This is a genomic window from Kitasatospora sp. NPDC015120, assembly GCF_043080305.1.
GTDB lineage: Bacteria > Actinomycetota > Actinomycetes > Streptomycetales > Streptomycetaceae > Kitasatospora.
This window is the reverse complement of record NZ_JBIBVJ010000004.1, coordinates 460,021-485,382: the sequence shown is the minus strand read 5'-3', so window position 1 is coordinate 485,382 and position 25,362 is coordinate 460,021. Positions and strand designations below refer to the sequence as shown.

21 protein-coding genes, 1 tRNA gene and 1 riboswitch are annotated in these 25,362 nt (G+C 73.1%); of the genes, 13 read left to right on the top strand and 9 right to left on the bottom strand.

Features of this window, described 5'->3' with window-relative positions; genetic code table 11:
• Positions 1-60: 60 nt before the first annotated feature.
• The 4 genes from ACF1AK_RS13845 to ACF1AK_RS13830 form a co-directional block, all read right to left on the bottom strand.
• Positions 61-906, bottom strand: coding sequence for a glycosyltransferase family 2 protein (locus ACF1AK_RS13845; protein ID WP_391499066.1), 846 nt, complete (start codon positions 904-906; stop codon positions 61-63).
• 137 nt (positions 907-1,043) lie between these two features.
• A complete protein-coding gene (locus ACF1AK_RS13840; protein WP_391499065.1) occupies positions 1,044-1,781 on the bottom strand; it encodes a CDP-alcohol phosphatidyltransferase family protein in 738 nt (245 codons plus the stop codon).
• Positions 1,782-1,872: 91 nt separating this feature from the next.
• Entirely contained in the window at positions 1,873-2,946 is a 1,074-nt protein-coding gene (locus ACF1AK_RS13835) for an iron-containing alcohol dehydrogenase family protein (RefSeq protein WP_391499000.1), read from the bottom strand.
• Complete coding sequence (locus ACF1AK_RS13830) at positions 2,934-3,689, bottom strand: sugar phosphate nucleotidyltransferase (protein WP_380293205.1); 756 nt, start codon at positions 3,687-3,689, stop codon at positions 2,934-2,936. Before ACF1AK_RS13830 ends, ACF1AK_RS13835 begins: the two co-directional genes overlap by 13 nt.
• 363 nt (positions 3,690-4,052) lie before the next feature.
• On the opposite strand from ACF1AK_RS13830, the gene idi reads away from it, so the two are divergent.
• Complete coding sequence (gene idi / locus ACF1AK_RS13825; protein WP_391498999.1) at positions 4,053-4,772, top strand: isopentenyl-diphosphate Delta-isomerase; 720 nt, start codon at positions 4,053-4,055, stop codon at positions 4,770-4,772.
• Between the two features lie 22 nt (positions 4,773-4,794).
• On the opposite strand, the gene ACF1AK_RS13820 is transcribed toward idi, so the two are convergent.
• Positions 4,795-5,274: an ATP-binding protein gene (locus tag ACF1AK_RS13820; protein ID WP_391499064.1), complete on the bottom strand. Its 480-nt coding sequence runs from the start codon at positions 5,272-5,274 to the stop codon at positions 4,795-4,797.
• Positions 5,275-5,597: 323 nt separating this feature from the next.
• Between ACF1AK_RS13820 and ACF1AK_RS13815 the strand changes: the two genes are divergently transcribed.
• The 7 genes from ACF1AK_RS13815 to ACF1AK_RS13785 all read left to right on the top strand — a co-directional run bounded on the left by ACF1AK_RS13815 (position 5,598) and on the right by ACF1AK_RS13785 (position 13,205).
• Positions 5,598-5,685 (top strand) — tRNA-Leu (locus tag ACF1AK_RS13815).
• 336 nt (positions 5,686-6,021) lie between these two features.
• A complete protein-coding gene (locus ACF1AK_RS13810) occupies positions 6,022-7,674 on the top strand; it encodes an APC family permease (RefSeq protein ID WP_391498998.1) in 1,653 nt (550 codons plus the stop codon).
• A gap of 180 nt (positions 7,675-7,854) precedes the next feature.
• Positions 7,855-8,751, top strand: coding sequence for an ABC transporter substrate-binding protein (locus ACF1AK_RS13805; protein WP_391498997.1), 897 nt, complete (start codon positions 7,855-7,857; stop codon positions 8,749-8,751).
• A 20-nt stretch (positions 8,752-8,771) separates the two neighbouring features.
• Positions 8,772-9,773: an amino acid ABC transporter permease gene (locus ACF1AK_RS13800; RefSeq protein WP_391498996.1), complete on the top strand. Its 1,002-nt coding sequence runs from the start codon at positions 8,772-8,774 to the stop codon at positions 9,771-9,773.
• A gap of 20 nt (positions 9,774-9,793) precedes the next feature.
• The gene (locus ACF1AK_RS13795) at positions 9,794-10,555 is read left to right on the top strand and encodes an amino acid ABC transporter ATP-binding protein (protein ID WP_391499063.1); all 762 of its coding nucleotides are present in this window, start codon (positions 9,794-9,796) and stop codon (positions 10,553-10,555) included.
• Positions 10,555-12,213 carry an amidohydrolase family protein gene (locus ACF1AK_RS13790; protein ID WP_391498995.1) on the top strand — a complete coding sequence of 553 codons (1,659 nt, stop codon included), beginning with the start codon at positions 10,555-10,557 and terminating at the stop codon, positions 12,211-12,213. Before ACF1AK_RS13795 ends, ACF1AK_RS13790 begins: the two co-directional genes overlap by 1 nt.
• Entirely contained in the window at positions 12,210-13,205 is a 996-nt protein-coding gene (locus ACF1AK_RS13785) for a serine hydrolase (protein ID WP_391498994.1), read from the top strand. The genes ACF1AK_RS13790 and ACF1AK_RS13785 overlap by 4 nt, the downstream gene beginning before the upstream one ends.
• Before the next feature lie 42 nt (positions 13,206-13,247).
• Here ACF1AK_RS13785 and ACF1AK_RS13780 read toward each other — a convergent pair whose 3' ends face one another.
• The 3 genes from ACF1AK_RS13780 to ACF1AK_RS13770 all read right to left on the bottom strand — a co-directional run bounded on the left by ACF1AK_RS13780 (position 13,248) and on the right by ACF1AK_RS13770 (position 17,027).
• Positions 13,248-14,183 (bottom strand): LysR family transcriptional regulator, encoded by a 936-nt coding sequence (locus tag ACF1AK_RS13780; protein WP_391498993.1) that lies wholly within the window; start codon positions 14,181-14,183, stop codon positions 13,248-13,250.
• A 250-nt stretch (positions 14,184-14,433) separates the two neighbouring features.
• Complete coding sequence (gene lysA, locus ACF1AK_RS13775; RefSeq protein ID WP_391498992.1) at positions 14,434-15,828, bottom strand: diaminopimelate decarboxylase; 1,395 nt, start codon at positions 15,826-15,828, stop codon at positions 14,434-14,436.
• A gap of 200 nt (positions 15,829-16,028) precedes the next feature.
• Positions 16,029-17,027: a class I SAM-dependent methyltransferase gene (locus ACF1AK_RS13770; RefSeq protein ID WP_391498991.1), complete on the bottom strand. Its 999-nt coding sequence runs from the start codon at positions 17,025-17,027 to the stop codon at positions 16,029-16,031.
• A gap of 520 nt (positions 17,028-17,547) precedes the next feature.
• Between ACF1AK_RS13770 and ACF1AK_RS13765 the strand changes: the two genes are divergently transcribed.
• The 5 genes from ACF1AK_RS13765 to ACF1AK_RS13745 all read left to right on the top strand — a co-directional run bounded on the left by ACF1AK_RS13765 (position 17,548) and on the right by ACF1AK_RS13745 (position 23,460).
• A complete protein-coding gene (locus tag ACF1AK_RS13765) occupies positions 17,548-18,996 on the top strand; it encodes an aldehyde dehydrogenase family protein (protein WP_391498990.1) in 1,449 nt (482 codons plus the stop codon).
• A gap of 310 nt (positions 18,997-19,306) precedes the next feature.
• Entirely contained in the window at positions 19,307-19,645 is a 339-nt protein-coding gene (locus ACF1AK_RS13760) for a Pycsar system effector family protein (protein WP_391498989.1), read from the top strand.
• 104 nt (positions 19,646-19,749) lie between these two features.
• Complete coding sequence (locus tag ACF1AK_RS13755) at positions 19,750-20,403, top strand: Crp/Fnr family transcriptional regulator (RefSeq protein ID WP_391498988.1); 654 nt, start codon at positions 19,750-19,752, stop codon at positions 20,401-20,403.
• A gap of 145 nt (positions 20,404-20,548) precedes the next feature.
• Positions 20,549-21,313 (top strand): hypothetical protein, encoded by a 765-nt coding sequence (locus ACF1AK_RS13750; protein WP_391498987.1) that lies wholly within the window; start codon positions 20,549-20,551, stop codon positions 21,311-21,313.
• The gene (locus ACF1AK_RS13745; protein WP_391498986.1) at positions 21,310-23,460 is read left to right on the top strand and encodes a hypothetical protein; all 2,151 of its coding nucleotides are present in this window, start codon (positions 21,310-21,312) and stop codon (positions 23,458-23,460) included. The genes ACF1AK_RS13750 and ACF1AK_RS13745 overlap by 4 nt, the downstream gene beginning before the upstream one ends.
• A gap of 40 nt (positions 23,461-23,500) precedes the next feature.
• Here ACF1AK_RS13745 and ACF1AK_RS13740 read toward each other — a convergent pair whose 3' ends face one another.
• On the bottom strand, positions 23,501-24,958 hold the full coding sequence (locus ACF1AK_RS13740) for a glycine hydroxymethyltransferase (RefSeq protein ID WP_391498985.1): 1,458 nt from the start codon (positions 24,956-24,958) through the stop codon (positions 23,501-23,503).
• Positions 24,959-24,979: 21 nt separating this feature from the next.
• Positions 24,980-25,077, bottom strand: a riboswitch (ZMP/ZTP riboswitch).
• Positions 25,078-25,362: the final 285 nt, after the last annotated feature.

Here is a 25,362-nt window from a genome sequence, read left to right as displayed (position 1 = left end):
TGCGGCCGGTGTGTGGCCACCGGCCGTGGCGACCGTCCTACCGTACGGTCGCCTGGCGGATCAGATGACCGGCGGCCGGCCCAGCCGGGTCAGGCGCCACACGGTACGCCATCGCATGGGCCGCCGCGCACCGCAGGGTTCGCGCCAGCCCGCCTTGAACCCGCCCAGCCAGGCCTTCAGCGCCTCCGGGGAGGGGCGGCGGGCCAGCGTGAGCAGGAACCAGGTTCCCAGGTAAAGAGGCACCAACAGGGCCGGAAGGTTCCGCCTCGCGAGCCAAACCCTGTTCCGGGCCACGTTGTGGAAGTACGTGGCGTGCCGGGCGGGCGAGGTGGTGGGGTGGTGGAGCACCACGTCGGCCCGGTAGTCGATGGCCCAGCCGGCGTCCAGCGCGCGCCAGGCGAGGTCGGTCTCCTCGTGCGCGTAGAAGAACTCGGCGGGCAGCTGCCCGGCGTTCTCGAACACGGCGCAGCGCACCGCGCTCGCGCCGCCCAGGAAGGTCGTCACCCGGGAGGAGCGCAGCGGGTCGCTGGCGCGCAGCCGGGGCACGTGGCGGCGCTGGGTGACGCCGGTGTCCGGGTCGGCGATCCGGAAGCTCACGATGCCGAGCTCCGGGTCGCCGGCGAAGGCCTCGCGCAGCAGCCGGGCCGCGTCGGTGCCGGGGAGCCGGCCGTCGTCGTCCAGGAACAGCACCGCGTCGACGTCCCGGCCGTTGGGGCCGAACAGCTCGATGCCGGCGTTGCGCCCGCCCGGGATGCCGAGGTTCTCGGGCAGCTCGACGGTGCGCACGCCCTCGGGGAGCGGGGGCATCGGGGCGCCGTTGGCGACCACGGCCAGCTCGACGGGCGGGCCCTGCTGGGCGCGGACCGACTCGATCAGCGCGGTCAGCTCGGCCGGGCGGTTGCCCATGGTGATGATCACAGCGCCGAGCCGGAAGGCGTCGGCGCCGGCGGCGCTGGTCGGCACGGTGCTCCCCGTCGTCTCGGTCCTCTTCACGGCGCTCCCCTCCACGGCGCTCCCCTCCACGGCGCTCCCCTCCACCCGGCTCACCGGAGCCTGCTCGACAGGACGATGCTCAGCAGGTGCAGCACGGTCTGCAGCATGGCGATCGAGGCCAGCACGACCACCGCGATCCGGGTGAAGAACAGACCGCCGTGGGCGAGGTCGGCGACGCCCGCCGCCAGGATGAACAGCGAGGCCTCGACCGCGCCGACCAGCCGGTGGAACTTGAGGAGCGAGGCCGCCCGGCGGGCCCTGGCGACACCGGCCGAACGCGGCACCGAGGCGCTGTCCTCGACGGCCGTCATGCCGCTGCGGGCGCGGGCGACGTCGACCAGGTCGGTCTCCGACTTGATCAGGATCGCGCCGAGCGCGGCCAGGGTGCCGAGGAACGCCCACTCCCAGTGCGCGGCGCCCCCCTCGCGGTGCAGCAGGTCGGTGGCGCGCAGGCCGAGGCCGGTCAGCAGGGCCGCCTCGGACATGTAGTGGCCGACCCGGTCCAGGTAGACGCCGGTCAGCGAGGTCTGCCGGCGCCAGCGCGCCACCTCGCCGTCCACGCAGTCCAGCAGCAGGTACACCTGGATCAGCAGGGCCGCCAGCACGGCGCCCGCGATCCCCGGGACGACCAGCGCGGCGCCGGCCAGGATGCCGGTCAGCATCATCAGGTACGTCAGGCCGTTGGGCGTGATCGCCGTCACGGTGGACAGCACCCGGGTGATCCGCAGCGAGATCTTCCGCATGTAGAGTCGGCCGGCCCAGTGCTCGGCGCTCCGGCGCTGGAGCATGCCCTCCGGGTGGATCACCGCGCGCAGTTCCTCGATCGAGGGCCGGCGGGTCAGGTCGACCGGCGGCGGAGCGGCCTCCGCGGCGGAGCGGTCAGCTGTTGACGGCTTGGACATAGTCGGCGTACGCGTCCCTGATTGCGGAAGGGGAGAGGTCGAGGTGCTCAAGGATGGTGAAGCGGCCCGGCCGGGTGTTCGGAGCGTAGTGCACCGCCTTGGTGAACTCCGCCTCGGTGAAGCCGATCTGAGCGGCGGTCACCGGCAGCCCGTGGTGCGCCAGACGCTCCACGATCAGGCCGGTCAGCTCGCGCTCGCCCCGCAGGAAGCTGGCGAAGGCGGCCCCGAGGCCGACCTGCTCGCCGTGCTGGGCGGACCGCTTGGGGTACAGCACGTCCAGGGCATGGGAGATCTCGTGGCAGGCGCCCGACGAGGGCCGGGTGCTGCCCGCGATGTTCATCGCGATGCCGGACAGTACCAGTGCCTCCGCGAGGGCCGTGAGGAAGCCCCGGTCCTGGAGGTTGCCCGGGTGGCGCAGCAGGTTCTCGCCGGCCGAGCGGGCCATCGCGACGGCCAGGCCGTCCACCGGCTCGCCGGTCTCGGCGTGCGACAGCTCCCAGTCGGCGCAGGCCGAGATGTTGGAGACGATGTCGCCGATGCCGGCCGCGACGAAGCGCGGCGGGGCGCCCAGGATCACGTCCAGGTCGATCACGATGCCGATCGGGCTGGGCACCCCGTAGGAGCCGCGCCCGCCGACGTTGTCGAGGGTGGAGACGGGCGAGCAGATGCCGTCGTGGGCCAGGTTGGTGGGGACGGAGACCAGCGGCAGGCCGATCCGCGCGGCGGCGTACTTGGCCACGTCGATGATCTTGCCGCCGCCCAGGGCGACGACGGTGTCGTAGTGGCCGCCGTGCACGCCGCCGCGGATCTCGTCCGCCAGCCGGACGGCGCTGTCGAGGCTGCCGTCCTCGACGCTGTACCAGTCGGCGCCGGGCAGCGCCGGCTCCAGCCGGGCGCGCAGCAGCGAGCCCGAGCCGTTGCTGATCGCCACCGCGATCCGGCCGGAGGCGGACAGCCGCTGGTCGGCGAGGATGCCGCCGAGCGCGTCCAGCGCGCCCGGGCGGATCTCCACGAAGACCGGCGACGGGACCAGCCGGGTCAGTACTGGCACGCGATCTCCCGCGCCTTCGCCAGGTCGTCGTGGTTGTCGACCTCGACCCAGGAGACCTCGCCGATCGGCTGGACGTCGATCCGCAGGCCGCGGTCGACCATCTCCTGGTAGCCGTCCTCGTAGTACAGCTGCGGGTCGCGCTCGTAGGTGGCGCGCAGCGCGTCGGCGAGGTCGGCCGCGGCGGAGGGGTTGATCACGGTGACGCCGATGTACTCGCCGGTGGCCTCGGACGGGTCCATCAGCTTGGTGATGCGGCGCATGCCGGCGGTGGGGTGGACGACCACCTTCATCTCCTCGTCGGCGAGCCGCTTCACCGTGTCGAGGGCGAGCAGGATGCCGGGCTCGCGCCCCTCGGCGGCCAGCCGGGCGTTGCCCTCCAGCATGGTGCGCTGGACCGAGACCGGGTGGACGGTGTCGCCGTTGGCGAGCAGCAGGCCCTCGGTGAAGAGGTCACGGGCGCACCAGAGGGAGTAGGCGTTGTTCCACTCCTCGGCCTTGTCGTTCTCGACCAGGGTCAGCTTCACCCCGTACGTGCGCTCCAGGGCGTCCTTGCGCTCCTCGACCGCCTCCTTGCGGTAGCCGACGACGATCGCCGCCTCGCGCAGGCCGACCTCGGCGAAGTTGCCGAGGGTGAGGTCCAGGACGGTCCGCTCGCCGTCGACCGGCACCAGCGCCTTGGGCAGGGTGTCGGTGTACGGGCGCAGTCGGCGGCCGGCGCCGGCTGCGAGAACGAGGCCGATCATGCGGGGTCTCCTGATCCGTCGTGCGGTGCGCGGCCGCGCGCGGCTACCGGGAGTCTCCGGGTGACCGGCGATGGCGCGCCGGGGCCGCCGAGATGCGGCCGCGGTGTCCTATGTGATGGTAGGCGACCACGGCGACCAGCCCGAACGCGGCCGGAGCGTCGAACACAGATCGAACACATCTCGAACAGACCTGCGAGCGCGGCGCCCGTCCCCGGCCACCGGAGGCCGCCATCGCGCCGGGTTGTGCGTGGGACCTCTGCGCGGTGCCACCCGTACGGCAGACTGGGGCGCGACGCCACCGGTGCGAGCCGTGGTTGCTCCTCGTGCTCCCGACGTGCTCCCGAAGCTGCCGAAAGAGGCCTCATGCCCCAGAGCCTGCCGACCGACCGCCCGACCCACCTCGACCCGCAGGCCGGTCCCGGCACCGACGCCGGTCCGGACGCCGGTGCGGACGCCGGGCTCGCCAACGCGCTCGACACCGGGGTGGACACCGGCCTCGACGTCGAGACCGACGTGGACACCGCCGCGCGGTCCGCCGGCGCGCCGCAGGAGATCCTGCTGGAGCTGGTGGACGACGAGGGCGTCACCATCGGCACCGGCGAGAAGCTCTGGGCCCACCAGCAGCCCGGCCGGCTGCACCGGGCGTTCTCGGTGTTCCTCTTCGACCGGCAGGGCCGGCTGCTGCTGCAGCGCCGGGCGCTCGGCAAGTACCACTCCCCCGGCGTCTGGTCGAACACCGCCTGCGGTCACCCCTACCCCGGCGAGCAGCCGTTCGTGGCCGCCGCCCGGCGCACCGCCGAGGAGCTGGGCGTCGCCCCGGCGCTGCTCTGCGAGGCGGGCACGGTCCGCTACGACCTGCCGGACGAGGCGTCCGGGCTGATCGAGCGCGAGTGGAACCACCTGTTCGTGGGCCTGGTCACCGGGCCGGTGCGGCCGGCCCCGGAGGAGGTGGACGACTACGCCTTCGTGACCGCCGAGGAGCTGCGCGCGCTGCAGGAGGAGCGGCCGTTCTCGGTGTGGTTCCGGACCGTCTTCGAGGCCGCCCTGCCGGGGATCCGCGAGATCGCCGGGAACACCTGGTAGGTCCCGCCGGGCAGCCCCCCATTCAGGCGCGGTCCCCCCGGGGGAGCGGCAGCGAGGCCCAGATCACCTTGCCGCCCTCCCCCGCCTTCTCCACGTCGCAGACCCCGCCGGCCTGCAGCGTGACGCTCTTCACCAGCAGCAGCCCGCGCCCGCCGGTCCGCCCGGCGTCGGCCGCCAGCGCCTTCGGCCGGTACGGGTCGCCGTCCTGGACGGCGACCCGTACCCAGCCGCCGCGCACCGCCAGCTCGGTGGTCACCTCCGGCGACAGCTCGGCGGCGTGCGTCACGGCGTTGCCGACCAGCTCGGAGACGATCAGCAGCAGGTCGTCCACCAGCTCCTGGTAGCGGATCTCCGCCAGCCCCTGGGCCAGCAGCCGGTCGCGCACCGCGTGCCGGGTGCGCGGCACCGACGCCTCCTCGGCCGGCACGGTGAACCGCCACACCCCCTCGACGGGCCCGCCGCGTGCCGCCGCCTCGTCCTCGCTGATCCGCTCCACGTCCAGCCGTCCTTCGTCCGCGACCCTGGAATCAGGCGTTCCGCTCACGGCGCCCTCGGTCCACAGAGGCTAGGAGAGCGGCCCCCGGGCCCGGGGCACCGTCGACAACTTGCCCGTGTCGGACCACCTCCGCGCGTTCCCGACTGTTCACCGTCCACAAGTCGACCGTTTACCGCCGTCGAACCACCGCTTCGCGCACACCTGCGAGCCGTCCCCCGGACCCCCACCATCCCCACCGGGGAAACGCAGGTGAGAAGCACTCCGAAACCCTGGTAATGTTCTCTCTGTCGCCGAGGGGGCGCGCAGAAATCCCCCGAAGCACACACCCCGTCCGGGTGGCGGAATGGCAGACGCGCTAGCTTGAGGTGCTAGTGCCCTTTATCGGGCGTGGGGGTTCAAGTCCCCCCTCGGACACCATGGATTCCCCGTGGGAACTCGAAAGAGCTCCCACGGGGAATTTCCTTTTCCCGGCCATATTCCGGCCGGTTCCGGACCCGTTGCGGCCGCCTTCCCGCCGCTTTCCGGGCGCCCGCCCCGGCCCCGGCCACCCCCGCAGGCGACACCCCCGGCCACCCCCGCAGGCGTCGGCGCGGCATACCGCCAACAGCGTGATGGTGCGGGCACGGGATGACAACGATCAGGTGTTTTCGCTCGCATTTGAGGCTGATCTGAGGTTTCGCCCGATTTCGCCGTTTAGGCTGTCTCCGTTTGTCCGGAAAACCGCGTGACACCATGAGACAGAGGACCGATACGGTGAGTGAACCCGAGTCGACGACGGCATCCCATCAGCACTACCGCCGCTCGCTCGGCACGATCAGCCTCACCGCCGTGGGTCTGGGGTCGATCATCGGGTCCGGCTGGCTCTTCGGGGCCGAGCGGGCGGCACGGCTGGCCGGGCCGGCGTCGATCGTCGCCTGGGTGATCGGGGCGGCCGTCGCGCTGACCATCGCGCTCACCTACAGCGAGCTCGGGTCGATGTTCCCCAAGGCCGGCGGCATGGTCCGGTACGGGCAGTACTCGCACGGGTCGCTGGCCGGGTACCTGGCCGCCTGGGCCAACTGGATCGCCATCGTCTCGGTCATCCCCGGCGAGGCGACCGCCTCGGTGCAGTACATGAGCTCCTGGGACTTCGGGTGGGCCAGAGGGCTCTACGACGGGCAGGAGCTGTCGGTCAGCGGTGTGGCGCTGGCCAGCGTGCTGCTGCTGGTGTACTTCGCGCTGAACTGGTTCGCGATCACGCTGTTCGCGAAGACCAACACCGCGATCACCGTCTTCAAGGTCGTCGTCCCCACGCTCACCGCCGGCGCCCTGCTGTTCGCGCACTTCGACACCGGGCACTTCACCGATCACGGCGGCTTCGCCCCGAACGGCTGGAGCGCGGTCTTCACGGCGGTGGCCGTGTCCGGCATCGTCTGGGCGTTCAACGGCTTCCAGTCCCCGCTCAACCTGGCCGGCGAGGCCCGCAACCCCGGCAAGTCGCTGCCCAAGGCCGTGATCGGCTCGATCCTGATCGCCCTGGTGATCTACGTCGCGCTGCAGATCGCCTTCCTCGGCGCCGTCCCGACCGCGGACCTGGCCGACGGCTGGAGCGGCCTCGGCTACACCTCCCCGCTCGCCGACCTGGCCATCGCCTGGGGCCTGAACTGGCTCGCGCTGCTGCTGTACGCGGACGCCTTCGTCTCCCCCAGCGGCACCGGCATGATCTACGCCGCCACCACCTCCCGGATGATCCACGGCGTCCAGGAGAACGGCCACCTGCCGTCCGTCTTCGGCAGGGTCGACCCCAGGACCGGCATCCCGCGCCCGGCGCTGGTGCTCAACCTGGTCGTCGCCTTCGGCTTCCTCGCGGTCTTCCGTGGCTGGGGCTCGCTCGCCGAGATCGTCTCGGTGGCCACCGTCATCTCCTACATCACCGGCCCGGTCGCCGTGATGGCGCTGCGCCGCCTGGCACCCGAGCTGCCGCGCCCGGTCCGGCTGCGCGCGATGCCGGTGATCGCCCCGGTCGCCATGGTCTTCGGCTCGCTGGTGCTCTACTGGGCCCGCTGGCCGCTCACCGGCAAGGTCATCCTGCTGATGGCCGCCGGCCTGCCGATCTGGGCCTGGTACGAGCTGCGCAAGCCGTTCTCCGAGCTGAAGCCGCACCTGAAGGCGGGCGCCTGGATGATCGCCTACCTCTTCGTGATGGCCGGCGTCTCCTGGGCCGGCTCCGCCGACTTCGGCGGCCACGGCTACCTGCCGGAGGGCTGGGACCTCCTCGTCGTCGCCGTGATCGGCCTCGCCTTCTACGCCTGGGGCCTGCGCAGCGCCTGGCCCAACCCCACCCTCGCCGCGGTCAAGCGCGAACTCCTGGACACCGACGGCGCGCCCAGGCCCGCCCCGGAGGGGGCCGCGGTTCCCCAGGCCTGACCGCCACCGCACAGGGGAAAGCGCCGGCCGGGCGTCGTCCGGCCGGCGCTTTCCTCTGCGGGTTCAGGGGGGGCAGCCGTACGTATTTCGTTGGTCAGGGGGCAATAGTTTCATCATCTTCCATTCAGCCGGGGGCGGCTGCCAGCATCGGCGGACCGTCACCGCCTGAGGGAGATGCCGATGAACCGCCCCCGTCCTCTGCGTTGTCTGGCCGCGCTGGCGCTGGTGGCGCTGGCCGCCACCGCCTGCGGGCGATCCGACCAGGGTTCCGCCGCCGCACCGGGTGCGGGCGGCGGGGCCGCGGACACCGCCGGGAAGAGCTCGGCCGAGCTGGTGCCCGGAAAGTACAAGCAGGCCGGTGTGCTGAGAGTGGCGACCGCCGTCGGATACCCGCCGATGGAGATGTACAAGCCCGGCACCACCGAGCTGACCGGCGTCGACCCGGACCTCGCCGCGGCGATCGCGGCGAAGCTCGGGCTGAAGCTGGAGATGACCAACGCCTCGTTCGACGGGCTGATCCCGGGCCTCCAGGCCGGCCGGTTCGATCTGGTGATGTCCTCGATGACCGACAGCGAGCAGCGGCGCCAGGCCGTGGACTTCGTCGACTACTTCCGCACCGGCGGGGTCGTCATGACCACCAAGGACAATCCGCTGGGCATCAAGTCCCTGGAGGACCTCTGCGGCAAGCAGGTGGTGCTGGCCAAGGGCAGCTCCAACCTGGAGATCGGCGAGCAGCAGAACGGCAAGTGCGCCGAGAAGATGACCATCTCGCAGAGCGAGGACGCGCCGACCGGGCTGCTGCAGCTGGACAGCGGGCGGGCCGTCGCCACCATCGTGGACTACCCGGTGGCGCAGATGTTCGCGCAGAAGAACACCGCGTACCAGGTGCTGCCGGAGCAGTACGGGACGGCGCCGTGGGGCATCGCGGTGGCGAAGAAGGAGAGCGGGCTGCGCGACGCGGTGCAGCGGGCGCTCCAGGAGCTGATCGACTCGGGTGAGTACCGCAAGGTGCTCGACACCTACGAGGTCGGCGGCAGCGCGGTCACCAAGGCCACCGTCAACACGGTCGGGCAGTGAGTGCGATGGCGGGTGACGGCATGGGAGGGGCCACGGCGACCGCGCCCGTGGCGAAGGTGACCGAGGACGACCTCGCGCTGCGGGTCACCGGGCGGCCCCGGCCCGGCCGGTGGGTGGCCGTCCTGGTGGCGTCGTTCGTGGCGGTCTGGCTGGCGTACACGATCATCGTCAATCCCAACCTGCATTGGGACATCATCGCGAAGTACCAGTTCGACGGGGTGATCCTGGAGGGCCTGTGGGTCACCGTCCAGCTGACCCTCATCTCGCAGGTGGCCGGCATCGTGATCGGTGTGCTGGCGGCGGTGATGCAGCTGTCGGACAGCCCGGTGCTGCGGGCCACGGCCGGCGCGTACACCTGGTTCTTCCGCGGGACGCCGCTGCTGGTGCAGCTGATCTTCTGGTTCAACCTCGCGCTGCTGATCCCCGAGATCAGCATCGGGATCCCGTTCGACGGGCCGAAGCTGGTCAGCTGGCAGACGAACTCGCTGATCACCGGCTTCGTGGCGGCGCTGCTGGGCCTGTCGATCAACGAGGGCGCCTACATGTCGGAGATCGTCCGGGCCGGCATCCAGAGCGTCGACCCCGGGCAGCGGGAGGCCGCGGCGGCCCTGGGCATGTCCAACCGGCAGATCCTCGTCCGGGTGGTGCTGCCGCAGGCGATGCGGGTGATCATCCCGCCGTTCGGGAACCAGTTCATCTCGATGCTGAAGACCACCTCGCTGGTCTCGGTGATCGCGGGCGCCGACCTGATGACGGTCTCGCAGCACCTGTACCTGGCGAACTTCGAGGTCATCGCGCTGCTGGTGGTGGCGTCGATCTGGTACCTGGTGCTGACGACCATCGCGAGCGTCGCGCAGCACGCCGTGGAGCGGAGGTTCAACCCCGGGGCCCAGCCGGCGCGACCGGCGCTGGGGCAGCGGGTGCTGCGCAACCTGCGGCCCGGCGCGGGGAAGAGGGGCGCGAAGACGGACGTGAAGACGGACGTGAGGACCGGTGTGACGACGAAGGGGGCGGCGAAGTGACGGTGGCGACGGACGAGGTGATCCTCTCGGCGCGCGGCGTGCGGAAGCGGTTCGGCGAGCTGGAGGTGCTGCGCGGGATCGACCTGGAGGTGCGGTGCGGGGAGGTGCTCTGCGTGATCGGGCCCTCCGGCTCCGGCAAGTCCACCCTGCTGCGCTGCTTCAACCACCTGGAGAAGATCGACGCCGGGCGGATCGCCGTCAACGGCGAGCTGATCGGCTACGAGCCGGCCGGCTCCGGCGGCACCACATTGCGCGAGCGGCGGCCCAAGGACATCCAGCGCCAGCGCGAGCGGATCGGCATGGTGTTCCAGCGCTTCCACCTCTTCCCGCACCGCACGGCGGTGCAGAACGTGATGGAGGGACCGGTCGCCGTCCAGGGCCGCGGCCGGGCCGGGGCCGAACGGCAGGCCCGTGAGCTGCTGCACCGGGTCGGCCTCGCCGACCGGGCCGACCACTACCCCGGCCAGCTGTCCGGCGGGCAGCAGCAGCGGGTGGCGATCGCCCGGGCGCTGGCCATGGAGCCGACGCTGATGCTGTTCGACGAGCCCACCTCCGCGCTCGACCCCGAACTCGTCGGGGAGGTGCTGGGCGTGATGCGCGACCTGGCCCGCAGCGGGATGACCATGATCGTGGTCACCCATGAGATGGGCTTCGCCCGCGAGGTCGCCGACCGGGTCGTCTTCATGGACCAGGGCGCGGTCGTCGAGGCCGGACGCCCGGACGAGTTCTTCACCGCCCCGCGCCACGAGCGCACCCGGGCCTTCCTGGCGACGGTGCTGTGATGGCGGCCGTGGAACTCCTGGTGCGCGGCGGCCTGCTGGTGGACGGCACCGGCGCGCCGGCGCGGCCCGCCGACCTCGCGGTGGCGGACGGGCGGGTCACCGTGCTGCCGCCCGGGGGCGGTGCGGGCGCGGCCGGCGACCACCGGGTGCCGGTCATCGACGCGACCGGACTGGTCGTCACCCCCGGGTTCGTCGACGTGCACACGCACTCCGACGCGCTCGCCGCCGTCGGCGGGCCGGACCCGGCGCAGGGCGCCGCCCCCGGGGACACCGCGTGGGACGCCCTGGAGGAGCTGCGGCTCGCCCCGCTCCTCCAGGGCGTGACCACCGAGATCAGCGGCAACTGCGGCAGCAGTCTCTTCCCCTGCCTGCCCGAACGGCTCCCGGAGCTGGCCGAGCACCTGCGGGTGACCTTCGGCATCGGCCCGGTCGGCCCGGCCGAGGACTTCGCCGCCTTCGCCGCCGCCCAGCGGCCCGCCCTGCGCCGCAACCACCTGGCCTCGCTGGTCGGCCACGGCACGCTGCGCGCCGGGGTGATGGGCTTCGCCGACCGCCCGCCGCGGCCGGACGAACTGGCCGCGATGTGCGAGCTGCTCGACCGGGCCCTCGCCGAGGGCGCGGCCGGGTTCTCCACCGGACTGATCTACCCGCCCGGCACGTACGCCGACACCGCGGAGATCGTGGAGCTCGCCCGCGTCGCGGCCCGGCACGGCAAGCCGTACGTCACCCATCTGCGGGACGAGATGTCCCAGGTGGAGAAGGCCCTGGAGGAGGCGCTGGAGATCGCCGAACGCTCCGGCGCGCCGCTGCAGGTCTCCCACCACAAGACGGCCGGCCGGCACGCCTGGGGCGCCACCCTGCGCACCCTGCCCCGGCTGGAGCAGGCCCGGGCGGACGGCCTCGACGTGCTGTGCGACGTCTACCCCTACACCGCGGGCAGTACGGTGCTGCACGCGATGCTGCCGCCGTGGGCCAGCGAGGGCGGGATCGGCGCGCTGCTGGAGCGGCTGCGCCGCCCGGAGGTGCGCGAGCGGATCCGGGCGGACATCGCGGGCGGCGTGGACGGCTGGGAGAACACCGTCGGCAACGGCGGCTGGGACCTCATCGCGGTCGCCGCCGCCCCGGCCCGCCGCGCGGCGGAGGGCCACCGGATCGCCGGGCTGGCGGCCGCGAGCGGCGCCGACCCGGTCGACTACGTCTGCGACCTGCTGCTCGACTCCCAGGGGGAGGTGACCATCATCAGCCACTCGATGCGCGAGGACGACGTCCGCCGGGTGCTGGCCAGCCCGCTGTCGATGATCGGCTCGGACGGCGTGCCCAAGCCCGGGCGGCCGCACCCGCGCTGGGCGGGCAGCTTCGCCCGGGTCCTCGGCCACTACGGCCGGGACGAGGGGCTGCTGTCGCTGGAGAGCGCGGTGCACAAGATGACCGGGCTGCCGGCGCAGCGGTTCCGGCTCACCGGGCGCGGGGTGGTCCGCGACGGTGCGGTGGCGGACCTGGTGGTGCTGGACCCCGGGGCCGTGCGGGACGCGGCCACCTTCGAGCGGCCGCTGCTGCCGCCGCAGGGGGTGGCGGCGGTGCTGGTCGCCGGGCAGGTCGCGGTGCGCGACGGGCGGGCGACGGACGCCCGGGCCGGAGAGGTGGTACGGGTCCGATGATCCTGGCGCAGGTGGCGGCCGCCGCACGGTCGGCGGCCGCACTGCCGATGACCCTGGCGGTCGCGGCGGTGGACGTGGACGCGGACCTCGACGCGGAGCCGGTGCCCGGCACCGGCGGGGAACCGGCCGGGGGCCGGGGCGCGAGCTGTGGCACGGGTCACGGCCGGGGTTCGGTCGGGGTGGACGACACGGTGGTGCTGCCGGTCGCCAGTGCCTCCAAGCTCCTGCTGCTCGCCGAGGTGGCGCGCCGGCTGGACGCCGGGGAGCTGCGGGCGGACGCGGTGGTGCCGATCGAGGACGAGGACGTGACCGGGGGCACCGGGCTGCTGCGCCGGCTCTCGCGCACGGGTGCGGGCGCGGCGGGGGGCGCGGGCGGGAACGCGTGCGGCTGGACCGTCGAGGACCTGGCCTGGCTGACCGCCTCGGTCAGCGACAACACGGCCACCAACGCGCTGCTGCGCACGGTCGGCCTGCCCGCCACCGAACGGCTCGCCCGGGACCTCGGGCTGGCGGACCTGACCCTGCATGACCGGGTCCGGGACGTCCGCGGGCCCGGGGTGCCGCCGGTGTTCGCCACCGGGACGGCCCGGGACCTCGCGCGGCTGGTCGCGCTGGCCGTGCGGGGCGACCTCGTCTCGCCCGGCGCGTCGGCGCGGCTGCTGGAGTGGATGCGCTCCAACACCGACCACGGTCTGGTGCCGGCGCTCGTCCAGCACGACCCGTACGCGGAGTGCTTCCCCGACCCGCTGCCCGGCGGCCTGCTGGTCGCCAACAAGACCGGGACCGACACCGGGGTGCGGGCCGACGCCGGGGTGCTGGTCGGCACCCGGCGGGTGGCGTACGCGGTGATCGCGCACTGGGACGTGGCGCTCGGGCCGAGCACGGAGCGGGCGGCGGTGCACGCCATCCGCGAGGTCGGGCGGGCGCTCGCGGCGGGCGCGCAGCGCGGTGAGCCGGCGACCTGCGCGCTGGTGCGGCAGCCGGGCGGGTGAGCGCGGGAGCCCGGGCCCGGTGGTGAGCGGCCGCCGGGGTGGTCAGGACCACTGGAGTTCGAGCAGTGACCTGACCTCCCCGGCGGCCGCGCGCAGTTCGCCGAGGAAGGCGCGGACGGCGGGGTTGCGGTTGGTGGCCCGGGTGGCCACGCCGACCCGGCGGTGCAGCTGGGGGTGGTCCAGGCGGCAGACGTGCACGCCGGCGGTGTCGGCGAGGCCGAGGGCCGGGATCAGGGCGACGCCCATGCCGGCCCGGGCGAGGTTGATCGTCACCTGGTAGTGGTCGCTGCGGCAGCGCACCCGGGGGCGGAACCCCTCGGCGGCGCAGGCGCGTTCCAGCACCGGTTCGCCGGTCGAACCGCCGTGGGTGCCGATCCAGCTCTCGCCGTCGAGCTCGGCGAGCCGGACCAGGGCCCGCCGACCCAGCCGGTGGCGCAGCGGCACGATCAGCAACTGCGGCTCTTCGAAGTAGAGTTGGACCTCGGCCACGCCCTGGCGGCTCGCCTGCCGGATCCACGGGTCGAGCGGGTGCTCGAAGACCACCGCCGCGTCCAGGCGGCCGGCCTCCAGGTCAGGGAGCAGTTCGTGCGGCTGGCCCATGATGAGTTCGAGCTCGACCTGCGGGTGGCGGGCGGAGAACGCGGTGAGCGCGCGGGGCAGCAGGTCGAGGCCGGCCGAGGCGAAGAAGCCGAGGCGCAGCACACCCGCGGTGCCCTCGGAGTGGGCGCGCAGGTCGTCCTGGGCGACGGCCATGAGGTCGGCGATCGCCTGGGCGTGCTCGGCCAGGCGGACGCCCGCCGGGGTCAGCCGCAGGGACTGCGGCTGGCGTTCGACCAGCGCGACGCCCAGCTCCTGTTCGAGGCGGGCGAGCTGGTGGGAGACGGCGGAGGGGCTGAGGTGGAGCGCCTGCGCCGCGGCCACGATGGTGCCCCGGCGGGCGATCTCCAGCAGGACGAGCAGACGGGCGCTGTTCAGCATCGGGCCAGGGTAGGTCATCGTGGCTGGTCAGGGGCGGAGGGCGGCTCGGCGGGCCGCCGGGCCGCGTCCTCGGCGCGGGGGTCCCCGGCGCAGGGTCACCGGCGCTGGGGTCCTCGGCGCAGGGTCACCGGCGCTGGGGTCCTCGGCGCGGGAGGTTCGGTGCGGGAAGCAGCAGAGCAGAGCAGACCGGTCCACCTGGTCCGTCGGGAGAGCTCGCGACGGGTGGACCGGTCTGCGGACGGCCGCCGGATCAGGCCGCCGGGGCGGGGGCGGCAGCAGCGGCGGCGGGGGCCGGGGCGGGGCCGTCGGCGTCGAGGCGGAGGAGGTCCTCCTCGGTCTCCCGGCGCACCACCACCCTGGCGTCGCCGTCCCGGACGAAGACCACGGCCGGGCGCGGCAGCTTGTTGTAGTTCGAGGCCATCGCGTACCCGTAGGCGCCGGTGACCGGGGTGGCGAGCACGTCGCCGATCCGCAGGCCGGCCGGGAGGGCGGCGTCGTCGACGATGACGTCGCCGCTCTCGCAGTGCTTGCCGACCAGCCGGACGCGCAGCGGCCGCGGCTCCTGGGGGCAGCGCGGCAGGAAGGCCTCGTAGCGCGCGCCGTACAGGGCGGGGCGGAGGTTGTCGCTCATCCCGCCGTCGACGCTCACATACGTCCGGACGCCGGCGATCCGCTTGACCGTGCCCACCTCGTAGAGGGTCATTCCGGCCCGCGCGGTGATCGAACGCCCCGGCTCGACGCCGACCTCGCCCGTCCAGCCGGCCCCGCGGACGGCCGCGCGCACCCGGTCCGCCCACACCGCGAAGGACGGTGCGCTCTGGCCCGCGAGGTACGCCACGCCGAGTCCGCCGCCCACCGTCAGCCGGGCGACCCCGGTGTCCACCGCGAACCGGGCCACGGCGGCGGCGCCGTCGGCGAGCTCGGCCGGGTCCAGGACCTGCGAGCCGACGTGGGCGTGGACGCCCTCCAGCCGGATCGCCGGGGAGGCCGCGGCCCGGCGGACGGCGGCCTCGGCGGCGCCGTCGGCGAGGCCGAAGCCGAACTTGGAGTCGTGCCCGCCGGTCCGGATCGCCTCGTGGGCCCCCGCGGCGACCCCCGGTGCCACCCGCAGCTGGACGCGGGCCGGCGGCAGGCCCTCCTCGGCGACCAGGCGCTCGATCCGGTCCAGTTCGTCGAAGCTGTCGACGACGACGTGCCGCAGTCCGGCGGTGAGGGCGGTGCGCAGTTCGGCCGCGCTCTTGTTGTTGCCGTGCAGCACGATCCGGTCCGGGGCGACCCCGGCGTGCAGGGCGGTGCGCAGTTCGCCGCCGGAGGCGACGTCCAGCAGCAGGCCCTCCTCGGCGGCGAGCCGGGCCATCGCGGTGCAGAGGAAGGCCTTCGAGGCGTAGGCGACGTTGTCCGGGCCGAAGGCGGCGACGGCCTCGCGGCAGCGGCGGCGCAGGTGCTCCTCGTCGTAGACGAAGAGCGGGGTGCCGAACCGGCGGGCGAGTTCGGTCAGCGGCACGCCGCCGACGGCCAGCCCGGCGGGGCCCGCCCCGGCGGTGAGCGGCAGCAGCCCGGCGTCGACGGGCGGCGCGGCGGCGGGCTGGAGATCGGCGGACCGGACGTCGGCGGACGACGCGGCGGCGGGCGAGACAGGCGACACGGATTCCTCCCGGCGGGCTGGTTCGCCTGCCATCCTCGGCCGGGCGGGAGGAGTCGGAAAAGCGCATTCTTCCGACCCTGAGCGGTACCGCTTTCGATGCTCCGCCGTCAGCACGCCCCCGCGCCCGGGCACGGCGGCGCGCCGGCCGCGCAAATCCCGCCGACGGGGTTTGCGCGGCCGGCGGCCGAGGGGCTGGAGCGTCAGCCGCGCCGGGCGCGGCGGATGGCGGAGGTGACCACGGGCGGCAGCAGGTCGCCCACCGCCCGCTTGGCGACATTGGCCGGACGGCGGCGCTCGGCGGCGCGGGCCCGGCGCTCGGCGAGGGCGCGGACGGCCTCGTCGCGCTCGCGCTCGGCGGCGCGCAGGGCCTCCTCGGCGGCCCGCGCGCGCTCGCGGCGCTCGGCCTCGACGGCCAGCCGGGCGTGGTGGCGGGAGAGCCGGAACGGCTCGGCGCCCTCGTCGCTGCCGCTGATCCGGACCAGCCGGTGCCCGGCGAGCGTCTCGGTGGTGATGTCGCAGTGGGGCAGGGTGCCGCGGCGGGCCAGCAGGTCGAGCTGGGCGGGCTCGGGGTCGCCCCAGGTGCCGTAGAACTTGCTGTCGGTGAGCACGACCGGCCGCAGGCCGTGGTTGAACACCGCCTCCCAGGTGGCGGCGGCGACGCCCGGGGTGTGCGCCGAGCGGTAGTCGTCCAGCACCACGATCCCCTCCGGGGCGAGCGCGGTCCGGGCCACCTGGAGGTCGCCGGCGACGTGCTCGTAGAGGTGCGAGGCGTCGATGTGGATGAACCGGAACGCGGCGGGCGGGATACGGCCGTCGGCCAGCGTCGAGGTGGTGGCCTGGATGATCTCCGGCAGCCGGTCGTGGAAGGAGAGGTAGTTGGTCTCGAAGGCGGTGCGGGTCAGCGTCCTGCGGTAGGAGTAGTCCATCTCGGCGGCGTTCTCGTCGTCCGGCGCGTCGGAGTCGAAGAGGTCGCAGACCGTGAAGGTCTCGGCCGGCTGGAGGTGCGCCCCGATGACGATCGCACTGCGGCCCAGGTAGGCGCCCATCTCCAGGAGGTCCCCGGTGAAGCCCGCCTTCTCCTGGCGGCCGAGGAACCAGTCGAAGAGGTGACGGTCGTGGTCCCAGAACCAACCGGGCACGTCGTCGAGCACCGCCGGCTCCGCCGGCTGCTGGTCGGCACTGCGTGCGGCGTCGTTCACGAGGCGGCTCCTAAGACGGTACGAACGACCATGGGCAGGATCTCCGGGCTCGGAGGGGCCGGTCCCCGGCGGCCGGCGGCCGGCGGTCCTCGCCGGTACCGGGCCAGGGCGGGGTGGTGCCCGGGCGCGTGGACAGGACCCGGCCTGCCGCCAACCGTAGTCCGGCACGCCCGAGTGCGCTGCAATCTACTCGCCACCGAGCGGAGTTGGGCGGACTCGTGACGAAGAATTCCGCCGCCCGGCCATTTGTGGGCGTACTTGACGGATCCGCGGCGAACGGCCTGCGGTTCGTCCATACTGCAACCGGGCCACCCGATTTGTCATCATCAGAGGAGATGACCTTCACCCGGTCGGCGTCCCCGGGGAGGGCCGGTCCGGCACCGACCGGGCCCGGGAGCGGCCCGGTCCTTGCACCCCCGGTGCGCGCGCCGTTGACTGGTCCGGGGCCGGCCGTACGGAGGGCCGGCGGGGATCGCGGGGGCCAGTGGAAGCCAGTGGAAACGGCACGAAGGGGCAGCACATGGCGGGCGAGACGGACCGGGCCGAGGGGTACGCCGAGTACACCGATCAGTACGTCGACGGCGCCTGGCGGCCCGCCCTGGACCAGGGGTCGATCCCGGTGCTCGACCCGGCGACCGAGCGCCTGCTCGCCACCGTCCCGGCCGGCGGCGCGGCGGACGTCGACGCCGCCGTCGCGGCGGCCCGCCGGGCGGCCCGCGCCTGGGGCACGACCACCGTCGCCGAGCGGCTGGTGCCGCTGACCCGGCTGCGGGACGGCCTGGCCGCGCACCAGGAGGAGATCGCCGCCACCGTGTCGGCCGAGCTGGGCGCGCCGATCGGCTTCGCGACCTCGGTGCAGGCCACGCTGCCGCTGACGGTCACCGAGTCGTACCTGGAGCTGCTGGCCGGGTACCCGTTCGAGGAGCGGATCGGCCACTCGGTGGTGCACGCCGAGCCCGCCGGGGTGGTCGCGGCGATCACGCCGTGGAACTACCCGCTGCACCAGATCGCCGCCAAGGTGGTGCCCGCCCTGGGGGCCGGCTGCCCGGTGGTGCTCAAGCCCGCCGAGGACACGCCGCTGGTGGCCCGGCTGTTCGCCCGGCTGGTGGACGCGGCGGGCTTCCCCGCCGGGGTGTTCAACCTGGTGACCGGGACCGGCGCGGTGGCGGGCGCGGCACTGGCGGCCCATCCGGACGTGGACGTGGTGTCGTTCACCGGTTCGACGGCGGTCGGGCGGACGGTCGCCGAGACGGCCGGGCGCGGCATCAAGCGAGTGGCCCTGGAGCTGGGCGGCAAGTCCGCCAACGTGGTGCTGCCGGGCGCCGACCTGGCCCGCGCGGTGAAGGCCAACGTCGCCAACGTGTGCGCCAACTCCGGCCAGACCTGCAGCGCGTGGAGCAGGCTGCTGGTCCACCGCGACCAGTACGAGGAGGCCGTGGCGCTCGCCGCGAAGGCGGCCGACGGTTACGTCCCGGGCGACCCTGCGGACCCGGGCACCCGGATCGGGCCGGTGGTCAACGCCCGCCAGCGCGAGCGGGTGCGCGGCTACATCAACGGCGCGCTCGCCGAGGGCGCGCGCCTGGCGGCCGGCGGCGCCGAGGCCCCGGACGGGCTGACGACCGGGTTCTACGTGCGGCCGACGGTGCTCGCCGACGTCACCCCGGACATGACGGTGGCCCAGGAGGAGGTGTTCGGGCCGGTGCTGGCGGTCCTGGCGTACGAGGACGAGGACCACGCCGTCGACCTGGCCAACGGCACCGAGTACGGCCTGGCCGGCGGGGTCTGGGCGGCCGACACCGACACCGCCGCCCGCTTCGCCCGCCGCCTGGACGCCGGCCAGGTCCACCTCAACGGCGCCCGCTTCAACCCCCTGGCACCGTTCGGCGGTTACAAGAACTCGGGCCTCGGCCGCGAGCTGGGCCGCCACGGCCTGGAGGAGTTCCTGCAGTACAAGTCGCTCCAGTACTGACACCCCAGGAGTAGTGACCTACGTCTCCCCCGAGCGGCACCACGCTGGGCAGCCTCCGCGATCGCGCATCCACAGAATGGGGCTCTCGCCGCGCCCGCGTAGGACTCAGCAGAAGGGGACGAACATGCAAACGGGCACACCCGCTGGACCGGGCCACCGACCGGTGACCCGGTCCACCACCCCGTTGACCTCGTCCACCATCGAAGTCATCGGCGAACTACAGCGCACCGATGCCAAGGCCGCCGGGATCGGAGCGACCTCGGCGGCCGGTCTCACCACCGCTGCCGCCCTCTGCAGGACGCTGCCGCCCTTGACCTGGACTACGACCGCGATCGTCGCCGTCGCCGTCACCGCCCTGGCCGGCGCACTCGGGCTGGCTCTGGTCGCCGTCCGGCCGCACCTCAAGCACGGGCAGCACCTCGCCGTCTCTTACCTCGACTTCGCCCGCCTCACGCCCGACCAAGTGCTCGAAGCGGTCGCCACGCACCACAACGCCGACGCACTGGACGCTTCGCACGCGCAGAGGCTGGTGGCACTGTCCCGCCTCGCCCGCCGCAAGTACCGGCTCCTTCGTCTCTCGGTGGACCTCCTGTGCGGCGGGCTGGCCCTCGGCGCGACAGTCATCACCCTCTCCTTGCCGAGCCACTGACGGCCGGTCAACCACGTACCATCGTTCCGCGCCCCCGACTGTCTGTGGACAGCAGCACCAGCCCGGCCTTGGCGCGGGTCCGGACCGCATCACGGGAGGCCACGATGCCGACGTCCCACCGAGAGGCCCTCGGCAAGAACCACTGGGAGACGCTCCGGGAGCTCACGCCGATCCGCTTCCGCCCCGCGCAGAGCGAGCTCCTGCGGCAGAACCAGGCCGGCACCTGCGTGATGCTCCTGGAGACCGGGAGGGTGATGGTGACCGCGACCGGGCCACTCGGCCGGGAGCAACTGATCGCCGTCCGCGAGAGCGGCGAGATCCTGGGCGAGATGGCCGTGTTGACGGACATCAAGCGCAGCGCGACCGTACGGACCCTCACCTCCTGCCAGATCCATGTCATCCCCGCCGACGAGTTTCGCGCCTTCGTGGCCGAGCACGGGCTCCTCCAGCCGCTGCTCCAGCACTCCTACGGCCGGATCCGCGAGTCCGAGCAGAGCAGGCTGGAGCTGGCCACCGGTTCGGTCGCGCTCCGGCTCGCCTGCCTCCTGACGAGGCTTGCGGGGACGGCATCCGCCGACGCCCCGGCGCGGATCAGCCTGGGCCAGGAGGCCTTCGCCCAGTTGATCGGCGCCTCGCGCAACGCAGTCGGGAACGCGTTGAAGGAATGGCGTGACCGCGGCTGGCTCACGACGACGCCCAGTGGCGGAATCACCGTCACCGACATCGCCGCGTTGTACGACCACGCGACCACTCCGTAACTCGGGGCCGCCGCCGGTCCCGACCGCGTGGCACAGCTCACCCGCCGCATGCCCAGCAATGGGCAGCGCGGTCGCTCGGTCAGCGGTGATGATCGAGTCATGGTCACCGAGTGACCTGGATCTCCGACCGGAACGGAACACCACCATGGCCCAGCAGACCGCCGCGAACTCTCGCGACCTTCCCCCCGACGTCGCGCTCTTCGTGGTCGACATCGTCGGCTACAGCAAGGTCCACGAGACCGGGATGCCGAAGCTGCGGTCCGCGCTCGACAACGCGCTCGCGGAGTCGTTCGACCAAAGCGGCCTCTCCGACGAGTGGGCGGACCGGGCCACCGCCCGCGACACGGGCGACGGGTGGATCAAGATCCTGCCGGCCGCCCACGTGGCACAGCTCGTGGATCCGGGCATCGCCCTCCTGGAGGAGGCGCTGCACCGGCACCACTGGCAGCGTCGCGCCTCGGCTCCCGTGCTTCGCACCAGGGTGAGTGTTCATCTGGGGCCGCTGTCCGCGGACTACCGGGGCGACGCGATCAACGATGCCTGCAGGCTGGTCGACAGCGATGCGGTACGGGCCGCGGCCGAAGTCGCGGCCGCGCACGAGTCGTTCACGGCGGCGATCCTTTCGGACGAGGTGTACCGCCGGGTCGTCGCGGCCCGCCGTACCGTCCACCTGTCTGAGCGGGACTTCCTCGAAGTGTCCGCCACGGTACGGCACAAGCAGTTCAGCCGCACCGCATGGGTGCACGTCCCCCGGCTCTCCCCCGCCGTGCTGACGGTCGGCGAGCCGGGGCCCGATCCCGTATCGCCCGCTCCGCCTTCCCCGGGAGGCGCGATCCACATCGCAGGGAACGTCGGAACGGTAGCCAACTCGATCGGGGCCATGACCGTCGGAGACATCAACTTCGCATGACAGAGCACGCCCTGGAACGCCAGCTGGCCTTCCTGCCCGCGCCGAAGAGGGGCACACCGCACGGCCCTGCGCCGAGCCCCGACCAGGTGGTCGCCTCGACCGCCGTCGCGGAAGCCGTGCCCGGTGGTAATGGGACGTTCCACGTCGGCAATGCGGGTGTCGCCGCCTGGCACATCGGCACCGTGGTCCAGGAGGTGCGGCGGGACCTCCTGTGGGCCAGGCCGCTCAACCGGGGGGAGATCCTCGGCTCCCGCACCTTTGCGCGCCCGGCCGGCTGGAACGGCGCATGGGATCAGGGGTGGGCCGCCCTCGCCGACCCCGACATCCGGGTGATCATCGTCGTGTCGCCACGGGGTTTCGGTTCGACCACCTTCGCCCACCAGTTGCTGGCCGCTCGGACGCCGGGGCGGATGCCACTCGTCCAGCTCGAACCGGACTGGCCTCGCCCTCAGGTCGAGAAGCTCCACCTCGAACCCTTCCATGCCTATCAACTCGATCTCAAGAACCCGGAGAAGGACCGGCCCTCCCAGGCGTTTCTGACGGACCTGGCGAAGAAGGTGGAGAAGCTGAGGTCCGACAGGTCGCTCTGGGTCCTCACCGTGGCCGCCGAACTGTGGGCGAGCCATTGGGCCTGGTCGGCGCCAGGTGTCCAGGTCATCGAACTCCGGTCGCCACCGGAGCCCCAGGCCGTCGTGGAGAACGCGCTCGCCGCTTCCGGGCATCCCTGGCTCACCGAGTACGTCCGGACGCCGGCCGCCCGAATGCAGTTGTCGGCGGTCCGGGATGCCGTCCAGGCCGTCCAGGTCGCTTCCTCGGTCATCGGCCAGTGGCGGGAGTACCGCCATGAACGGCCGCTGGAGGCCCACGCCATCGCGGTGAGCCGCCCGGTCGAGACCGGCCGACCGCCGGGCAACGGTCTCGACACCGATCTCCGGCAGCGAATCGAGAACGCGCTTGGGGACTGGCGCGCTGAGTTGGACGAGACCTTCGCCGGGGGCGGCGCCGGAAGGACGCTGTCACTGGAGGACCGTTGCCTCCTGCTCTCGCTCGCCGTGCATCGCCGCGCGCCCGCGGCGGTGATCTACAGGGACGCGCGGCTGCTGGAGAAGTTGATCGCCGAGTCCGACCGCACCACGCCGCCGACCAACCTCGGACGGGTTTTCGCGGGCCGGGGGCTGCGCCAGCGGCTCACCGACCTACAGGCCGACGTGAACTCCCAGGACGTCGTCGACTTCCACCGCCCCGGATTCGACGGCGCCGTCCTCGGCTACGTCTGGGATAATTACGAGGGCATGCGTCCGGTGCTGCTGCGCTGGCTCGTGGAAATCGCTCCGCCGGGCAATCGTCGCTCCGACCTGGGCATCGCCTCGCTCACTGCCCTGGCCGTCCGGCACCAGGATCCAGCGGTACTGACGGACATCCGCGATGCCGCTTCGGGCCTCGGCCGGCCGGACGTGTGCGCTGAGGTCATGTCCCACGCCCTGCGGGCCGAGCGCATGGAGTGGGCCGTCTGGGCCAGGCTCTACGACTGGGCAGACCACCGGGCGGAGACACAGCTCCTCGTCGTGGCCGTGGCCGACCGCGTTCTGGCCGACCCCGAAGGCACACCGACCGCCCGCCGCAAGGCCGTCACCCGGCTTCGCCGGGTCGCATCGACCTCGAAGGACGTATCGGTGCTCCGCGCGGTCCACGAAACCTATCGACAGCTGGGCGCCGAAGAATCCGGACGGGATCTGCTGCTGTCCGAGGTGGTGCTGTGGAAGCTCGAACGAAAGGCTCCGCTGCCCGGAAAGATCGCGCTGCTGGCCCTGGCGATGGATCAGCACACGACGGACCACGCGCTGCCCTGGCTGCTCCGCATCGACAACCAGGAGGTACGACCCGCCGTGGAGGACGGACTGCGTGAGCTGCTGTCGGACCCGGCCTTCGAAGCCGATGCGGTGGAGGCGATCGCCAGGTGGCTGCAGACCGCCGCCGGCGACCTGTCGGCATACCGGGTGGTCCTCAAACACGCGGTGCCGCTGCTGCGAGGCCGCCCGTCGCGGACCGCGGGTGTCCATCTGATGCGCAGTATCGAGGGACTGGTCCTGCCCGACGGCACCAGTGTCGGGGACGACGTGTGGGACGCGCTCTCGGCCGTGCCCTGACGGCGTGACGGCCCTCTGGCCGTCACGCCGCGGGCCAGGGTCAGGCCAGGTCGACGCCCGGGTAGAGCGGGAAGCCGGAGAGCAGGTCGGCGGCGCGCTTGGCGATGCCCTCGGCGACCGCCGGGTCCAGGGTGTACTGGGCCTTGGACGGCGCGCCGGAGGCGGTGAGGGCCGGGGTGGTGGCGCGCAGCACGGTGTCGATGAGGGCCGCGATCTCGTCCATCTCGGCGGTGCCGAGGCCGCGGGTGGTGAGCGCCGGGGTGCCGATCCGCACGCCGGAGGTGTACCAGGCGCCGTTCGGGTCCTGCGGGACGGAGTTGCGGTTGGTGACGACGCCGGAGTCGAGCAGCGCGGCCTCGGCCTGGCGGCCGGTCAGGCCGTGGCCGGAGACGTCGGCGAGCACCAGGTGGTTGTCGGTGCCGCCGGTGACGAGCGTGCCGCCGCGGCGCAGCAGGCCCTCGGCGAGCGCCTGCGCGTTGTCGACGACCTGCCGGGCGTAGGTGCGGAACTCGGGGCGGCGGGCCTCCGCGAAGGCGACCGCCTTGGCGGCCATGACGTGCGAGAGCGGGCCGCCGAGGACCAGCGGGCAGCCGCGGTCGACGTGCTCGGCGAGTTCGGAGGTGCACAGCACCGCGCCGCCGCGCGGGCCGCGCAGCGACTTGTGGGTGGTCGTGGTGACGATGTCGGCATGCGGCACCGGGTCAAAGTCGCCGGTGAGCACCTTGCCCGCGACCAGGCCGGCGAAGTGCGCCATGTCGACCATCAGGGTGGCGCCGACCTCGTCGGCGATCTCGCGCATCCGGGCGAAGTCCACCAGCCGCGGGTAGGCGGAGTAGCCGGCCACCAGGATCAGCGGGCGGAACTCGCGGGCGGTGGCGCGCAGCGCGTCGTAGTCGATCAGGCCGGTGGCCGGGTCGGTGCCGTAGCTGCGCTGCTCGAACATCTTGCCGGAGATGTTGGGGCGGAAGCCGTGGGTGAGGTGGCCGCCGGTGTCCAGGGACATGCCGAGCATGCGCTGGTTGCCCAGCTCCCGGCGCAGTTCGGCCCAGTCCTGCTCGGTGAGGTCGTTGACGTTGCGGACCTTGGCGCGCTCCAGGGCGGGGCTCTCGACCCGCTGGGAGAGGACGGCCCAGAAGGCGGTGAGGTTGGCGTCGATACCGGAGTGCGGCTGGACGTAGGCGTGGTCGGCGCCGAAGAGGGCGCGGGCGTGCTCGGCGGCGAGGGTCTCGACGGTGTCGACGTTGCGGCAGCCGGCGTAGAAGCGGCGGCCGGCGGTGCCCTCGGCGTACTTGTCGCTGAGCCAGTTGCCCATGGCGAGCAGGACGGCCGGGGAGGCGTAGTTCTCGCTGGCGATGAGCTTGAGCGAGGCGCGCTGGTCGTCGATCTCCTGGCCGATGGCGGCGGCGATCCGCGGCTCGACCTCGCGGACCACGTCGAGGGCGGAGCGGAAGGCGGTGTTGGCGGCGGGGGTGGCGGCCGTGTGCGGCTGCGGGGCCATGGCGGTCTCCTGGTGGGGAGGTCGGGGGGCCCAGGCGCTCGGCAACTGCGTCGTGATCCGGCACGGGGCCGCTTCCCGATGGTCGATTCCATCCGTGCGCGCCAGTCGCGGCCCGCCGGAATCGTACCAATGCCGGACGGCCTGTGGCGGACATCTCACCATACGGGACGGCAGCGGACATGACATGCACTTTGCCCGGCTATGTCCGTTCTCCTGCTACGGCAGTATTGCGACGGAATGAAGCCGTCACAATTCCCGAAACAAAGGGCCCGAACCACTCCCGGACCACCTTCGGAATGATTTGCGAAACCCCCCTCCGGTCCGATCTGATGACGCCTGCCGGCCCTCCGGGAAACCCCCGGAAGGACCGGCCGGAAATGCACGTCGACGCACCCTCACCCACG

Excerpts from the sequence above, each read along its gene's own strand:
- ACF1AK_RS13840 (WP_391499065.1), bottom strand. The coding sequence starts at position 1,781 with ATGCTCCAGCGCCGGAGCGCCGAGCACTGGGCCGGCCGACTCTACATG.
- idi (WP_391498999.1), top strand. The coding sequence starts at position 4,053 with ATGCCCCAGAGCCTGCCGACCGACCGCCCGACCCACCTCGACCCGCAG.
- ACF1AK_RS13755 (WP_391498988.1), top strand. The coding sequence starts at position 19,750 with ATGCCGACGTCCCACCGAGAGGCCCTCGGCAAGAACCACTGGGAGACG.
- ACF1AK_RS13830 (WP_380293205.1), bottom strand. The coding sequence starts at position 3,689 with ATGATCGGCCTCGTTCTCGCAGCCGGCGCCGGCCGCCGACTGCGCCCG.
- ACF1AK_RS13750 (WP_391498987.1), top strand. The coding sequence starts at position 20,549 with ATGGCCCAGCAGACCGCCGCGAACTCTCGCGACCTTCCCCCCGACGTC.
- ACF1AK_RS13805 (WP_391498997.1), top strand. The coding sequence starts at position 7,855 with ATGAACCGCCCCCGTCCTCTGCGTTGTCTGGCCGCGCTGGCGCTGGTG.
- ACF1AK_RS13745 (WP_391498986.1), top strand. The coding sequence starts at position 21,310 with ATGACAGAGCACGCCCTGGAACGCCAGCTGGCCTTCCTGCCCGCGCCG.
- ACF1AK_RS13800 (WP_391498996.1), top strand. The coding sequence starts at position 8,772 with ATGGGAGGGGCCACGGCGACCGCGCCCGTGGCGAAGGTGACCGAGGAC.
- ACF1AK_RS13790 (WP_391498995.1), top strand. The coding sequence starts at position 10,555 with ATGGCGGCCGTGGAACTCCTGGTGCGCGGCGGCCTGCTGGTGGACGGC.
- ACF1AK_RS13785 (WP_391498994.1), top strand. The coding sequence starts at position 12,210 with ATGATCCTGGCGCAGGTGGCGGCCGCCGCACGGTCGGCGGCCGCACTG.
- ACF1AK_RS13845 (WP_391499066.1), bottom strand. The coding sequence starts at position 906 with ATGGGCAACCGCCCGGCCGAGCTGACCGCGCTGATCGAGTCGGTCCGC.
- ACF1AK_RS13780 (WP_391498993.1), bottom strand. The coding sequence starts at position 14,183 with ATGCTGAACAGCGCCCGTCTGCTCGTCCTGCTGGAGATCGCCCGCCGG.
- ACF1AK_RS13740 (WP_391498985.1), bottom strand. The coding sequence starts at position 24,958 with ATGGCCCCGCAGCCGCACACGGCCGCCACCCCCGCCGCCAACACCGCC.
- ACF1AK_RS13765 (WP_391498990.1), top strand. The coding sequence starts at position 17,548 with ATGGCGGGCGAGACGGACCGGGCCGAGGGGTACGCCGAGTACACCGAT.